At 63.2% G+C, this 14,838-nt stretch carries 11 protein-coding genes and 2 riboswitches; of the genes, 7 read left to right on the plus strand and 4 right to left on the minus strand.

Annotated elements, in window-relative coordinates:
• The first annotated feature begins 95 nt into the window (after window positions 1-95).
• From ABWL43_RS12070 to nfuA, 3 genes are all read left to right on the plus strand, one after another.
• Window positions 96-2,402: a fatty acid cis/trans isomerase gene (locus tag ABWL43_RS12070; protein ID WP_404487852.1), complete on the plus strand. Its 2,307-nt coding sequence runs from the start codon at window positions 96-98 to the stop codon at window positions 2,400-2,402.
• 64 nt (window positions 2,403-2,466) lie between these two features.
• On the plus strand, window positions 2,467-3,489 hold the full coding sequence (locus tag ABWL43_RS12075) for an acyltransferase (RefSeq protein WP_242197609.1): 1,023 nt from the start codon (window positions 2,467-2,469) through the stop codon (window positions 3,487-3,489).
• A 59-nt stretch (window positions 3,490-3,548) separates the two neighbouring features.
• A complete protein-coding gene (nfuA, locus tag ABWL43_RS12080) occupies window positions 3,549-4,133 on the plus strand; it encodes a Fe-S biogenesis protein NfuA (RefSeq protein WP_017136914.1) in 585 nt (194 codons plus the stop codon).
• A gap of 195 nt (window positions 4,134-4,328) precedes the next feature.
• Here nfuA and cobM read toward each other — a convergent pair whose 3' ends face one another.
• The 4 genes from cobM to ABWL43_RS12100 form a co-directional block, all read right to left on the minus strand.
• The gene (gene cobM / locus ABWL43_RS12085) at window positions 4,329-5,075 is read right to left on the minus strand and encodes a precorrin-4 C(11)-methyltransferase (RefSeq protein ID WP_404487855.1); all 747 of its coding nucleotides are present in this window, start codon (window positions 5,073-5,075) and stop codon (window positions 4,329-4,331) included.
• 69 nt (window positions 5,076-5,144) lie between these two features.
• Window positions 5,145-5,537, minus strand: coding sequence for a cobalamin biosynthesis protein (locus tag ABWL43_RS12090; protein WP_145165986.1), 393 nt, complete (start codon window positions 5,535-5,537; stop codon window positions 5,145-5,147).
• Window positions 5,534-6,241: a CbtA family protein gene (locus ABWL43_RS12095; protein WP_119741624.1), complete on the minus strand. Its 708-nt coding sequence runs from the start codon at window positions 6,239-6,241 to the stop codon at window positions 5,534-5,536. The genes ABWL43_RS12090 and ABWL43_RS12095 overlap by 4 nt, the downstream gene beginning before the upstream one ends.
• Before the next feature lie 11 nt (window positions 6,242-6,252).
• Window positions 6,253-6,441 carry a CbtB-domain containing protein gene (locus tag ABWL43_RS12100; RefSeq protein ID WP_032875937.1) on the minus strand — a complete coding sequence of 63 codons (189 nt, stop codon included), beginning with the start codon at window positions 6,439-6,441 and terminating at the stop codon, window positions 6,253-6,255.
• Between the two features lie 96 nt (window positions 6,442-6,537).
• A riboswitch (cobalamin riboswitch) is annotated at window positions 6,538-6,745 on the minus strand.
• A 917-nt stretch (window positions 6,746-7,662) separates the two neighbouring features.
• Window positions 7,663-7,867, plus strand: a riboswitch (cobalamin riboswitch).
• A 92-nt stretch (window positions 7,868-7,959) separates the two neighbouring features.
• Between ABWL43_RS12100 and cobW the strand changes: the two genes are divergently transcribed.
• From cobW to ABWL43_RS12120, 4 genes are all read left to right on the plus strand, one after another.
• On the plus strand, window positions 7,960-9,021 hold the full coding sequence (cobW, locus tag ABWL43_RS12105; RefSeq protein ID WP_404487856.1) for a cobalamin biosynthesis protein CobW: 1,062 nt from the start codon (window positions 7,960-7,962) through the stop codon (window positions 9,019-9,021).
• Window positions 9,022-9,024: 3 nt separating this feature from the next.
• Entirely contained in the window at window positions 9,025-12,786 is a 3,762-nt protein-coding gene (gene cobN, locus ABWL43_RS12110; protein WP_404487858.1) for a cobaltochelatase subunit CobN, read from the plus strand.
• 310 nt (window positions 12,787-13,096) lie between these two features.
• Window positions 13,097-14,095, plus strand: coding sequence for an ATP-binding protein (locus ABWL43_RS12115; protein WP_145164667.1), 999 nt, complete (start codon window positions 13,097-13,099; stop codon window positions 14,093-14,095).
• 53 nt (window positions 14,096-14,148) lie between these two features.
• Window positions 14,149-14,751 (plus strand): VWA domain-containing protein, encoded by a 603-nt coding sequence (locus ABWL43_RS12120; RefSeq protein ID WP_404488400.1) that lies wholly within the window; start codon window positions 14,149-14,151, stop codon window positions 14,749-14,751.
• The last annotated feature ends 87 nt before the right edge of the window (window positions 14,752-14,838 follow it).

The raw sequence follows: 14,838 nt of genomic DNA on the forward strand, positions 1-14,838 counted from the left end.
AGGTTTTGCATGAATATCGTTCATGTTGGGGTAGGGCCTGGCCCGGTAGACTGCTGGCACTTTTATATCGCACGCATTGAATCGGGACCGGATACATGTCACTTCGCCTCATCATCAGCGCCGTTCTGGCCTTGATAGCCAGCAGCGCTCATGCACAGGCTTTACCGCTAAACAGTCCCGCCCCGGCGATTTCTTATACCCGCGACGTCCAGCCGATCTTCACCGAAAAGTGCGTGGCCTGCCACGCCTGTTACGACTCAGCCTGCCAGCTCAACCTGGGCAGTGCCGAGGGCGCGGCGCGCGGCGCGACCAAAGTGCCGGTCTACGACGGCGAACGCAGCCAGGCCGCACCGACCACCCGGTTGTTCGCTGATGCCTTCGGCAAGCAGGCCTGGCAGCAGAAGGGCTTCTACTCGGTGCTGGACGCCCAGGGCAGCCAGGCCGCATTGATGGCGCGCATGCTGGAGTTGGGCCATAACGCGCCACTTGAACCCAATGCCAAACTGCCCGACGAGATCATGCTGGGCCTGAACCGCCAGAACATGTGCGCGATGCCCGGCGAGTTCAATGCCTACGCCGGCGCGCATCCCAAGGAAGGCATGCCGCTGGCCGTCACCGGCCTGACCGACCAGCAATACCAGACGCTGCAGCGCTGGCTGGCATCCGGCGCACCGATTGATGAGCAAGGCCTGGCGCCCAGCGCCAGGGAAGCCTTGCAGGTGCAGCAGTGGGAAAACCTGTTCAACCAGCCCGGCGCCCGCGAAAGCCTGGTTGCGCGCTGGTTGTATGAGCATTTGTTCCTGGCGCACATCTACTTCGAGAACGGCGAGCCGGGGCATTTCTTCCAATGGGTGCGCTCACGCACGCCGAGCGGCCAGCCGATTGATCTGATCGCCACCCGTCGCCCCAACGATGATCCAGGCACCCAGGTTTATTACCGCCTCTGGCCGGTGCAGGGCGTGATCGTGCACAAAACGCACATCACGTACCCGTTCAGCGCGGCGAAAATGGCCCGCATCAAGGCGCTGTTCTACGCCGGTGACTGGCAGGTCAACGCCTTGCCGGGCTATGGTCCGGGGCGCCGGGCCAACCCGTTCGAGACCTTTGAGGCGATTCCGGCCAAGGCGCGTTACCAGTTCATGCTCGATAACGCCGAATACTTCGTGCGCACCTTTATTCGCGGGCCGGTGTGCCGTGGGCAGATCGCCACGGACGTGATCCGCGATAATTTCTGGACCCTGTTCCAGGACCCGGACCACGACCTGTACATCACCGATGCGCGTTATCGCGGCCAGGCCACGCCATTGCTGGCGATGCCGGGGCAGAACGACGACGTGGGCAGCGTGCTCGGCCTGTGGCTGGCCTATCGCGACAAGCGCAATCAGTACGAGGCCTTGCGCCGTGACAGCTACGCAGACTTGCCGCCGCCGAGTTGGTCGACCCTGTGGGCGGGTAATGACAATGCCTTGTTGAGCATTTTCCGCCATTTCGACAGTGCCTCGGTGACCAAGGGCCTGATCGGCGAGGTGCCGCAAACGATGTGGTTGTTCGATTACCCGTTGCTGGAACGCACTTATTACCAGTTGGCGGTGAACTTCGATGTGTTCGGCAACGTGTCGCACCAGGCCCAGACCCGGCTGTATTTCGACCTGATCCGCAATGGCGCCGAGCAGAACTTCCTGCGTCTGATGCCGGCCGATACCCGCGATGATTTTATGGATGATTGGTACCAGAACAGCGGCAAGCTCAAGCTCTGGCTGGACTATGAAGCGATTGATGATGACAAGCCGAGCGGCTTGCACCTGGATGAAAAGGACCCGAAGCGCGATTTTGCCAAGCAGTTGCTGACGCGTTATGGCTATTTGAATGCCAGCCCGGATCCGATCAACCGCTGCACCAGTGCCTATTGCTCGCGCGACGGGATTGAGCCGGCGCTGCAGGATGCGGAGCAGGCGCTTAGTCGCCTGACGTCGAGGCCGGCGGCGGGGCTCAAGGTGATCGACCAGTTGCCGGAAGCGACCATGCTGCGCGTTGAAACGGCCAGCGGCAAACGCGTGGTTTACAGCATGCTGCGCAACCGGGCGCACAGCAATGTGGCGTTTTTATTGGGCGAGGCTTACCGCTATCAGCCGGGGCTGGATACCCTGACCATCTACCCCGGCGTGATCAGCAGCTACCCGAACTTCATGTTCAATATTCCGGCGCAGGAAGTGCCCGAGTTTGTGGCGGCGATGGAGAATGCCAAGGACGCCAAGCGCTTCGAGACGATCGTTGATCGCTGGGGCGTGCGCCGCAGTCATCCGCTGTTCTGGGAGTATTTCCACGACTTGTCGCAGTACATCCGCGAAACCACGCCGGTGGAAGAAGGCGTGCTCGACCTGAACCGCTACGAGAATCTTTGATCGACCTTTGACCGTCCGCCATGGTCCCAACTTCATCTAGATGAGTTGGGAAGGGCGGCAAACAATGTTGATCTCGGTACAGGCGTTGCGCGCGCTGGCGGCCTGGACGGTGGTAGGGCACCACTTCATGCAGATTTTCTTCGGGTTCAAGGCGGACACGGCCTTGGGCAGGTTATTTGTCGAAAAGGGCGCCGCGGGCGTGGACGTGTTTTTTGTCATCAGCGGCCTGGTGATTTTCCTGTCGACCCAGGACAAGGACCTGCCGCCGTGGCGCTTCCTGTTGTACCGTCTGCTGCGCATCGTGCCGGCCTACTGGTTCTACACGCTGCTGATGGCGTTACTGGTGGTGGTCGCCCGGCCAATGCTGCCGGACCAAAGCGTCGATGCCGCCCATGTGTTGATGTCGCTGTTGTTTATTCCTTCGCAAAACCCCGGTGGTTATGGCGTTTACCCAACCCTTAACGTCGGTTGGACGCTGAACTACGAGATGCTTTTTTACCTGCTGTTTGCCTGGGCCTTGCTGTTTCGTCGGCAATGGCGACTGCTGGTGGTGGCGGCGTTGCTGTTTGCGGTCTGCGAGGCCTGGACCTCGTTTGGCTGGATCAGTGAGTTCTATCGCTCGGACATTGTCGTCGAGTTTCTGATGGGCATCGGCATCGGCATGCTCTACCGCAAGGGCTGGATTCGCCCGGGGTTATGGCTGCCGCTGCTGGGAATCGCCGCAGCGCTGCTGGCGATCTATCATTGGCCGGCTTCGCCCCGCGCCTTGACTTGGGGCCTGCCGAGCGCGGTATTGGTGGTGGCGTGCGTGGCGCTTGAGCGATTCTTCGTCAACTATCGTCTGCTCAAAGTGCTCGGGGACTGCTCCTATTCGGTGTATTTGCTGCACGTGTTAGTGCTTTCGGCCGGTGGCTATCTGGCCCAGCGTTACGGCCTGAACCCTTATGCCGTGCTGGCCGTGTGCGTGGTGATCATCGGCCTGAGCGCCATGGGCAGCTACCGATGGCTGGAGCAGGGCAGTTATCGCGTGCTCAAAGGCTGGTTTGATGGCGACGAACGGTCGAGTTTATCCCGACAAAAACACTAGGACTTTGTACCTCTGTAATGATTTGGCGTAAACTGCCCGCAAGCCTGTGAGGAGTTTCCATGACTGCCATAACCATTACCGACGCCGCCCACGATTACCTGGCCGACCTGCTGTCCAAGCAGAACACCCCAGGTATCGGCATCCGCGTCTTTATCACCCAGCCCGGCACCCAATACGCCGAGACTTGCATCGCCTACTGCAAGCCCGGAGAAGAGAAACCTGAAGACACCGCCCTGGGGCTGAAAAGCTTCACCGCCTATATCGACAACTTCAGCGAAGCCTTCCTCGACGACGCCGTGGTCGACTACGCCACCGACCGCATGGGCGGCCAGTTGACCATCAAGGCGCCCAACGCCAAGGTGCCGAATGTCAACGCTGACAGCCCGGTCAACGAGCGCATCAACTACTACCTGCAAACCGAGATCAACCCGGGGCTGGCCAGCCACGGCGGTCAGGTCAGCCTGATTGATGTGGTCGAAGACGGCATCGCTGTCCTCAAGTTCGGCGGCGGTTGCCAGGGCTGCGGCCAGGCAGACGTGACCCTGCGTGAAGGCATCGAGCGCACCTTGCTCGAGCGCATCCCCGAGCTCAAGGGCGTACGTGATGTGACCGACCACACGCAGAAAGAAAACGCCTACTACTGAGTAAGGTGTTCGCTGCGAACAAAAAAACGGCGCCCCGTGAGCGCCGTTTTTTTATGCTTAAAATTCAGTATCTTGCGCAATCTACTTAACAAAGTAGATCAACTGTGGGAGCTGGCTTGCCTGCGATGACGGCAGATCAGTCGACATGTCCGGTTACTGATACACCGCTATCGCAGGCAAGCCAGCTCCCACCCTTCAGGGGCGATAGAGGTGCGCGTGGCCTGCACGGTACAGCGAGGATTCACTGAAGCTGTCATTCGCCAGCACCCGCCCAACCACAATCAATGCCGTGCGCCGGAAACCCTTCGCGGCGACTTTCTCGGCAATATCACTCAGCGTACCCACCACCCAATCCTGATCCGGCCACGTCGCCCGGTGCACCACGGCAATCGGGCAATCCGCGCCATAGTGCGGCAACAGCTCGGCGACGATCTTCTCCAGGTGATTAACGCCCAGGTGAATCGCCATGGTCGTGCCGTGGCGCGCCAGGCTGTCGAAATCCTCACCGGGCGGCATGCGGGTTTTGTCGGCGTAACGGGTCAAGATCACACTCTGGGCGATGTCCGGCAGGGTCAGCTCGGTCTCCAGCAGCGCAGCGCAGGCCGCCACCGCCGTGACCCCTGGAATGATCTGGAAGGGAATGCCCGCCTCACGTAAATGGCGGATCTGCTCGCCAATCGCCCCGTACAGGCTGGGGTCGCCGGAGTGCACGCGCGCCACATCCTGGCCCTTGGCATGGGCAGCCTTGATCAAGTCGATGATCTGTTCCAGGTGCAGTTCGGCGCTGTTGACCACCTGTTCCGCCTGATGACCGTCCAACACCGCCGCTGGCACCAATGAGCCGGCATAGATGATCACCGGGCAACTGCGGATCAACCGTTGGCCTTTGACGGTAATCAATTCCGGGTCGCCGGGGCCTGCGCCGATGAAGTAGACGGTCATGGAAATTCCTGTTGAAAAACGGGCGAGCATGAAGATTGCTCATGATCGAGAAGGGCGATTATCGGGTTTTTAGCCGGCGCAGGCCAATGCAAAGGTGGCCTGGGCGACTTTTTTGCGCGTGATCAGCAGGCGGGCGGGGCGGTGGGAGAGCTGTTCAGCCAAGGCCAGGGCGGCACTTTCGGCGATGCCGTAACAGCCGGTATGGGCAAACGCGACCGCAGATCTATGACTGAGGCGCGGTTCAAACACCGCCAATTGCGTTGCGCTGAAACACTGCAACGGCAGGTTCAATACTTGCGCCAGGGCAAGCAGCCCCGGTTCATCGCGCTTGCGGTCGATACTGGCCAGCGCGGTGATGCGCTGGCGCTCGATACCGCCCTCGGCAAGGGCGGCGTCAAACAGGCCGAGCAGGGTGTGAACATCACACCCGCGCTGGCAACCCAGCCCGACCACCAGCGTCATGCCGAGTATTGATCGTCGCGATTGCGGCGAAACAGCCAGGCGCTGATCAGGCCCAGTGCCAGCCAGAAGGCGACGTTGGTCAGTTGCGAGGCAATCTTGAACTGGGCTTCCAACGCTTCTGGAGCCAGCATCGAATGCACTTCAGGTTGCGGCGCGCCGATCACATGCGGCACGGCCAGGATCGCCACGCCCAGCACTTTGAGCAGCCAGTTGCGACCAAACACCAGCAGCGCGATACCCGCCGCCGTGGACGCCGCAGTACCGATCCACCAGATCTGCCGCTGCGCCAGGTCGGCGGCAGCGGTGCCCGGCAACTCCGGCGGCAGGCCCAGGGTCGGTGCCAGTACAAACGTCGCGTAACCGGCCAAGCCCCACAGCAGCCCTTGAGCGGTGCGGGTTGGCGCGCGCAACGTGTAAAGGCCGGCCAGCATCAATGCGAAACCAACCGCAACCACCAAGTTACCGCCAGTGGTGGACAGCACGCGCTGCCAGCCGTTTTCCGGTTCCCAGGCTTCGGCGTCGTGGGTGTGAGCGGCGGCGCCTTCAGCGTGTACATGGGGCACCACTTCGGCAGCGGCAGGGGCGTTTTCAAAGGTTTCCGCCTGCAGAATCAGCGGGGCGACCCAGAAGCTTTGCAGCAGGGTCAGCAGCAGGGCGGCGAGCAAGCCGGTGAAGCCTGCGGTTTGGGCGATACGCTTGATCATGTCGGCAGGTCTCAGTGGCACGGGAACGCGGCGCTGTGGCGGGTATCGTGGGCAGCGTTGTGCACCGCCTCGATATGCGAGAAACCGGCGAAATACACCAGGCACGCGCCGAGGATCGACGCACCGATGGCGGCGGTCAGGCGTTGGCTCAGGGTGGCGGTGCTACTGGCGGAGTGCGAGGTGCTGCTGATGATCGACATGGGCGCGTCCCTTCGGGTTTCGGGGTGAAACGAGCGCATGAAAACCCTGCGAGCCGGGCACGCAGGGTTCTGAACAGCGCCCGCCCACCGCGGGTTTGTTATCTGAATTTTTCGGGCCGGTCTCCGGGCTTGCGAGGGACGCTGGGTCTAAAAAGCATCGCCTTCCCATGCCGTACAGGCACAGTGGTTATGACGCTTCGCTCGCTTACCGTTGCGGGGGCAGCACCGGACTTCTTATGTGCAGGCATAAGTCACCGGTTTCCCGTTTCACCCTGTGAAGGGCACCCGAAACAAGGTGTGTAGGAGAGCATGTGGGTGGGAGGGGAGTCAAATGGGATGTCTGGTGTACATATCCGTTGCTGCGGTAACGGCGGCTGGCGGTTCTACTCTTACAGCGGGTCACTTTTGGCAAACGCCCGGAATGCCGGCCCAGCCAAAAGTAACCAAAAGGTCTGTGCCCCACCACTCGGTGCCTCGCCTGCGTTCGGCCAGCGTGGTTGACGGGGCTTGTCAGATCAAAAGCAGAGCAACACATGATCCATCTGATCAACTGAGATCCAAATGTGGGAGCGGGCTTGCCCGCGAATGCGGTGGTTCAGTGACACATAAGCTGACTGACCCACCGCCTTCGCGAGCAAGCCCGCTCCCACAATTTGACCGAGTTCAGCCTCCACCACCGCACTGCTTTGCTTTTCTGTGGGAGCTGGCTTGCCTGCGATGCAGGCACCTCGGTGTGTCAGGCATAACCAGTTGATGCCATCGCAGGCAAGCCAGCTCCCACATTTGATTGAGTTCAGGTTCCAGAATCAGGTCGGCTGTCAGGCCGCCTCGGTTTTGCTTCTACCACTCAGGTCGGCTACTAGGCCGCCGTGCTTTTGATCTTGATCTTGATCTTAGGCGCCCCGTTAAACCACGCTGGCCTCACGCAGGTTTTGGAGCGTGGGTAAACCGGCAGGACGCCGGTTTAGCCGTGTTGGGCCATGGATGGCCCGTCGCGGCGGCCCACGCTCCAAAGCCTGCGTGAGGGCACACCGAGCCTAAGCGAGGTGCCGAGTGGTGGGGCAAGAGCCTTTTGGTTACTTTTGGGCTCTTTTCAAAAGTGACCCGCTGTAAGAGCGGAACCCATAGCCGCCCTCACCGCAGCAACGGATATGCACACCACCCAACCATCCACCCAGCCATCCACCCAACCCCATCATTGACCATCCCCCACGCACTGCGTAGCCTTGGCACCCTCGAGGTTCTTCGGCCCACGCCGAAGCTAAGAAGGGAACGCGGTCCAAGCCGCGGCTGCCCCCGCAACTGTAAAGGGTTCAACTGACTGCCACGCCACTGCCCTTAACCAAGGCGGGAAGGCGCAGCCAGCGCCGGTCGCAAGACCCGCAAGCCCCAAGCCAGGAGACCTGCCTCGTAACCGATTTTCTACTTCAACCGGGCGGGGTGATCCGGTGACGAAATCCGCTCCTGCGCGCCGCCGCAGGGCCTATCGTCCCGTATGCCCGCCCCAAAGGGCATCCGATGAAAACACTGGCCAAACTCCCCGTCACTATCGTTACCGGCTTTCTCGGCTCGGGCAAAACCACCTTGCTGCGCCACATGCTCGACAACGCCCAGGGCCGTCGCATCGCCGTGATCGTCAACGAGTTCGGCGAGTTGGGCATCGACGGTGAAATCCTCAAACAGTGCTCCATCGGTTGCACCGAAGAAGAAGCCAACGGCCGCGTCTACGAACTGGCCAACGGCTGCCTGTGCTGCACCGTGCAGGAAGAGTTCTTCCCGGTCATGCGCGAACTGGTCGCCCGTCGCGGCGACCTCGACCACATCCTCATCGAAACCTCAGGCCTGGCCCTGCCAAAACCGCTGGTGCAGGCCTTCCAGTGGCCGGAAATCCGCAGCGCCTGCACGGTTGACGCGGTGATCACCGTGGTCGACAGCCCGGCCGTGGCCGCCGGTACCTTCGCCGCGTTCCCGGACCAGGTCGACGCCCAGCGCAAACTCGACCCGAACCTGGACCACGAGTCGCCACTGCACGAGCTGTTCGCCGACCAACTGGCCAGCGCCGACCTGGTGATCCTCAACAAGTCCGACCTGATCAGCCCTGAAGACCTGGCCCGCGTGCGCCTGGAAGTCGCCGAAGAGCTGCCGCCCGCGGTGAAAATCGTCGAAGCCAGCAGCGGTCGCCTGCCACTGGACGTGCTGATTGGCCTGGGCGCCGGCTCCGAAGAGCACATCGACGGCCGCCACAGTCACCACGATCATCACCACGACGGTGAAGACGACCACGATCACGACGCCTTCGACTCCATCTCCATCGACCTGCCGCAAGCCGACGAAGCGCTGCTGCTCGACGCCCTGACCCAGCTGGTGGTGCAACACGGCATCCTGCGCGTCAAAGGTTTTGCGGCAATCCCGAACAAGCCGATGCGCCTGTTGATTCAGGGCGTGGGCACGCGTTTTGACAAACACTTCGACCGCGCTTGGGGCGCCGACGAAGCGCGCATCACGCGCCTGGTGCTGATCGGCCAGGAACTGGATGCGGCGGGCCTCGAAGCGCAACTGCGCGCCGCCCTCAGCGTTTAACCCATGCACCTGCTCAGGACCCAGCCCGGTGGTTTCGTCTCGGACGACAATATTGCCGACTTAGGCCAAACCCCCGCTGAACTGGTGATCCTGTGCAGCGGCGATTCCAGCCTGGCGCTGCTGGCCGAAGCGGCTCAGCAGTTGCCCGACGACTACCCCAGCGTTCGCCTGGCCAACCCGATGCAGGTGCAAAACCATGCCTCGGTCGACCTGTACGTCGATGAGGTGCTGCGTCACGCCAAGGTCATCCTGATTTCGCTGCACGGCGGCATCGGTTATTGGCGCTACGGCATTGAACGCCTGGTGGAGCTGGCCGAGCGCGGCGTGCAGCTGATCCTGGTGCCGGGTGATGATCGCCCAGACCCGGAACTCAGCGGCTTGAGCACCGTAGGCGCTGAAGCGCGCGATCGCCTCTGGCACTTCCTGCGCCAGGGCGGCCTGGGCAATGCGCTGGATTTCTATCGCTGCCTGGCGAGCAGCTACCTGGGCCGCGACTACACCTGGACCGAGCCGCAAACCCTGCCGCGCACCGCGATTTATCACCCGCACAAAGCCAACGCTCGCCTCAATGATTGGCTGGCGGACTGGCAGGCCGATTTTCCGGTGGCGGCGGTGCTGTTCTACCGCTCGCATTTGCAGGCGGCCAACACCGGTTTTATCGACGTGTTCTGCCAGCGTTTGCAGGCGGCGGGCCTCAACCCGTTGCCGATGGCGGTGGCCAGTTTGAAAGAGCCCGGCTGCCTTAAAGTGGTCGAGGACTTGCTGGATGAAGTGCAGGCGGCGGTGATTCTGAACACCACCGGCTTTGCCCAATCCAGCCCCGAAGCGCCGCACCTGCGCCCGTTTCGTCGCAATGTTCCGGTGATCCAGGCGATTTGCGCGCAGGACAACCAGCCCGGCTGGGAGGCCAGCGAACAAGGCCTCGGCCCGCGCGACCTGGCCATGCACATCGCTTTGCCGGAGCTGGACGGGCGCATCATCAGCCGGCCGATCAGCTTCAAGGACCTGGCCTGGCGCAGCGAGCGCAGCCAGTCCGACGTGGTGTGCTACCGCGCCGCGCCCGAGCGCATGGATTTTGTCGCCGAACTGGCGCGGCGCTGGGTTGAACTGGCGCGGGTGCCGAATGCGCAAAAGCGTATCGCGCTGATCCTCGCCAACTACCCGACCCGCGACGGCCGCATCGGCAATGGCGTGGGGCTGGACACGCCGGCAGCAGCGCTGAACATCCTGCGCGCGCTGCACGCCGAAGGTTACCCGGTGCCGAGTGAGTTGCCCGCCAGCGGCACCGCGCTGATCCATGAACTGCTCGGCGGCGTCACCAATGACCTCGACAGCCTCGACCTGCGCCCGTGCCATCAAAGCCTGGGCCTGGACGACTACGAGGCAATGTTCAAGCGCTTGCCCGAGGCCAATCGCCAAGCGGTCATGGAGCGCTGGGGCACGCCGCACAACGACCCGATGTGCCGCGACGGGCGCATGATGATCGCCGGCCTGCGCCTGGGTCAGACCTTCGTCGGCATCCAGCCCGCGCGCGGCTATCAGGTCGACCACAGCGCGGTGTACCACGACCCGGACCTGGTGCCGCCGCACGGCTACCTGGCGTTTTACTTCTGGTTGCGCCACACCTACGGCGCCCACGGCGTGATCCACGTCGGCAAGCACGGCAACCTCGAATGGCTGCCGGGCAAAGGTGTGGGGCTGTCGGAAAATTGCTGGCCCGATGCGCTGCTGGGGCCGCTGCCGAACATCTACCCGTTTATCGTCAACGACCCGGGCGAGGGCGCCCAGGCCAAGCGCCGCACCCAGGCGGTGATCATCGACCACCTGATGCCGCCGCTGACCCGCGCCGAAACCTACGGCCCGTTGCGCAACCTTGAGCTGTTGGCGGACGAGTACTACGAGGCGCAATTGCTCGACCCGCGCCGCGCCCTCGAGCTGCAAAAAGACATCCTCAAGCTGGTGCGCGAAACCCGTATCGACCAGGAACTTGAGCTGGATAACGACGCCGACGCGGCGGTCTGGCTGCCGCGCCTGGACACCTACCTGTGCGACTTGAAGGAGTCGCAGATCCGCGACGGCCTGCATATCTTTGGCGAGTCGCCCGACGGCCGCTTGCGCATCGACACCTTGTTGGCCCTGCTGCGCATCCCGCGCGGCGATGGCCGTGGCCCGCAATCGAGTTTGCTGCGCGTGTTGGCCAAGGCCTTCGAGCTGGATTTTGACCCGCTCGATTGCGCCCTGGCCGAGCCCTGGACCGGGCGCCGACCCGAGGTCTTGCAAAAGATCGATCAGCAGCTGTGGCGCACCGCCGGTGATACCCGCGAGCGCCTGGAGTTGTACGCCGCGCGTTTGATCGAGCAAGCACTGGAAGGGCCGCTTGAGCAGCTTGAAGAGCCCGGCTGGGACGACGTGAAGTCGGTCATCGAGAGCCTGCGCATCGTCGTCGCGCCACGCCTGGATGCCTGCGGGCCGGCGGAAATGTGCGGCTTGCTGGATGCCTTGAGCGGTCGCTTCGTACCGGCCGGCTCCAGCGGCGCGCCGAGCCGTGGACGGCTGGACGTGCTGCCCACCGGGCGCAATTTCTTCAGCGTGGATGTGCGCAACCTGCCCACCACCACGGCCTGGCGCATCGGCTTCCAGTCCGCCAACCTGATCCTTGAACGGCACCTGCAGGACCACGGCGATCATCTGCGCCAACTCGGCCTGTCGGTATGGGGCACCGCGACCATGCGCACCGGCGGCGACGATATCGCCCAGGCCATGGCGCTGATGGGCGTGCGCCCGGTCTGGGCCACGGGCAGCCAGCGCGTGGATGACTTTGAAATCCTGCCGATCAGCCTGCTGGACCGTCCGCGCGTTGACGTAACGCTGCGCGTGTCCGGGTTCTTCCGTGATGCCTTCGCCAACCTGATCCGCCTGTTCGACGCCGCGGTGCAGGCGGTGGCGGCGCTGGATGAACCGGATGACATGAACCCACTGGCGGCCAAGGTGCGCAGCGAACGTGAGGCACTGCTCAGCGCCGGCCTGGATGAGAGCGCTGCTGCAAAACAAGCCGGCTGGCGCATCTTCGGCGCCAAACCGGGGGCTTATGGCGCTGGCGTCCAAGGCGCGATTGACGCGCGGCTGTGGCAGAGCCGCGAGGATTTGGCCGAGGTCTACTTGAACTGGGGCGGCTACGCCTACGGTGGTGCCGATGAAGGCACCGCCGCCCGCGAACAGTTCGCCCAGCGCCTGAGTCAGGTGCAGGCGGTCCTGCAAAATCAGGACAACCGCGAGCACGACCTGCTCGATTCCAACGACTACTACCAATTCCAGGGCGGTATGCTCGCCGCCGTGGAAACCCTGAGCGGCGACAAGGCCGCCAGTTACCATGGCGACCACAGCCAGCCGGACTTGCCGAAGATCCGCACCTTGAAGGAAGAGCTGAACCGGGTGATCCGTGCCCGCGCCGCCAACCCCAAGTGGATCGAAGGCGTGAAGCGCCATGGCTATAAAGGTGCGTTCGAAATGGCCGCGACGGTGGACAACCTGTTCGCGTTTGATGCCACCACGGCGCTGATCGATGACCACCAATACGCGTTGCTTGCCGACGCTTACCTGCTTGACGCTGACACCCGAGCCTTCGTGCAGCAGCACAACCCTGACGCGTTGCGCGACATGACCGAACGCATGCTCGAAGCCCAGCAACGCGGCCTGTGGCAAGAGCCCGGCGCATACCGCGAGGCGTTGGAAAACCTGTTGCTGGATATAGAAGAAGACAGCTAGCGTACGAGCCCCACTGTCGTGGCGAGCAGAATTGTTGTGGCAAGCAAACGTGTGGCAAGCGGGTTGGTTGTGGCGAGCGGGCTTGCCCCGCGTTGGGTCGCGAAGCGGCCCCAAAACCGCACACCCGGTTCTTTCAGGAAAACCGCGTTGTTTGTATTAGGGCTGCTTCGCAGCCCAACGCGGGGCAAGCCCGCTCGCCACAACAAGCCCGCTCGCCACAGTAAGCCCGTTCGCCACAACGAGCGGTAGACACGACCAGCCCGGCCACCTCAGGGGATTGCCTGTGCCGCAGAATTTAACGAGAACATGCATGACCGACATTCCACATTTCCCGCTGTCCGCCGTGGTCGGCGCCGATGAGCTGAAACTGGCGCTGTGCCTCACCGCCATCGACCCGAAAATCGGCGGCGTGCTGATCGAAGGCCCGCGCGGCATGGCCAAGTCGACCCTGGCGCGTGGTCTGGCGGACCTGCTCGCCAGCGGCCAGTTCGTCACCCTGCCGTTGGGCGCCACCGAAGAACGCCTGGTCGGCACGCTGGACCTGGACGCCGCATTGGGCGAAGGCCGCGCGCAGTTTTCCCCAGGCGTGCTGGCCAAGGCCGATGGCGGCGTGCTGTACGTCGATGAAGTCAATTTGCTCGCCGATCACCTGGTGGACCTGCTGCTGGACGTCGCCGCCAGCGGCACCAACCTGATCGAGCGCGATGGCATCTCGCATCGCCATTCAGCGCGCTTCGTGCTGATCGGCACCATGAACCCGGAGGAGGGCGAGTTGCGCCCGCAACTGCTCGACCGTTTCGGCTTCAACGTGGCCTTGAGCGGGCAAACCCTGCCCGCCGAGCGTGGGCAAATCATTCGTCGGCGCCTGGATTTCGACAGCGACCCCGCCGCATTCTGCGCCCAGTGGGCCGAGCAGCAAGGCGCCTTGCGTGAACGCTGCACCCAGGCGCGGGCGCGGCTCGACAGCATCGAGCTGGATGACCAGGCCCTCGCGCAGATCACCGAGCGCTGTTTCGCCGCCGGTGTCGATGGCTTGCGCGCGGACCTGGTGTGGTTGCGCGGCGCACGCGCCCATGCCGCCTGGCGTGGCGCCACCGCCATCGCCGAGCAAGACATCGAAGCTGTGGCCGAATTTGCCTTGCGCCATCGGCGGCAAGAGCAATCCCCACCGGCGAGCCCGCCCAATCAAGGCCAGGCGCCCAAACCTTCCGATTCTTCACCCGGCCAGGGCCAGTGGGGCGACATGCCCGCGCCAGCCTTGCCCACGGGCGCACGCCGGGAAGTACCTGCCTGGCCAAAAAAGCCTTAGGCATTCGCCCTCGTCCTGACGCGGGGGCGGATGCCCGGCCCAAGGCGGGGCGACTGGAAAAAGGCAGGCACGGCAAGGCGCGCAGTGCAAAACACGGCACGATTAACTGGCCGGGCACCTTGCTCGGCGGGCGGCCGCACGGCCGTGAGGATCTGCGCTACCACCTGCGCACCCGCGCGGCCCACGAGTTGTGGCTGGTGATCGTCGATGCCTCGGCCTCCACGCGGCGCCATGGTGCTTTGAGCGACGCCAAAGGCCTGCTCGCGCAGCTGTTCGACGATGCGTACCGCCAACGCGCGCGCATGGCGTTACTCACGGCCAGCGGCCAGTCGCCCACCTGGCAAGTGCAGGGCTTGAAGGCCGCCAAAGGCTTGACCGGATGGCTGGCGCAACTCGGCGCCGGCGGCGGCACGCCGTTGCTGGCGGCGTTGTCTGAAGCGGGGCAGTGGCTGCAGGCGCGACGCCAGCGTTACCCCGCCGAGCGACAGCGTCTGCTGGTGATCACCGATGGCCGGCTCAAGGATATTGCCGGTTTGCCAGCGCTCGATTGCCCGGGGCTGCTGGTGGATATCGAGCGCGGTCCGATCACACTCGGGCGAGCAGCACAGCTGGCGCTGGCGCTGCACCTGGACTATCGGCACATCGACAGTCTGTAGCGTTAATAAACTGAACTCTGCGCGATGTGCGCTTGTCCCCGCTTCCCATGTCACCCCCCGCCTGCCAAATCCCTTAATTTTCCAAGC

This window comes from Pseudomonas sp. HT11 (assembly GCF_044875395.1).
Taxonomy (GTDB): domain Bacteria; phylum Pseudomonadota; class Gammaproteobacteria; order Pseudomonadales; family Pseudomonadaceae; genus Aquipseudomonas.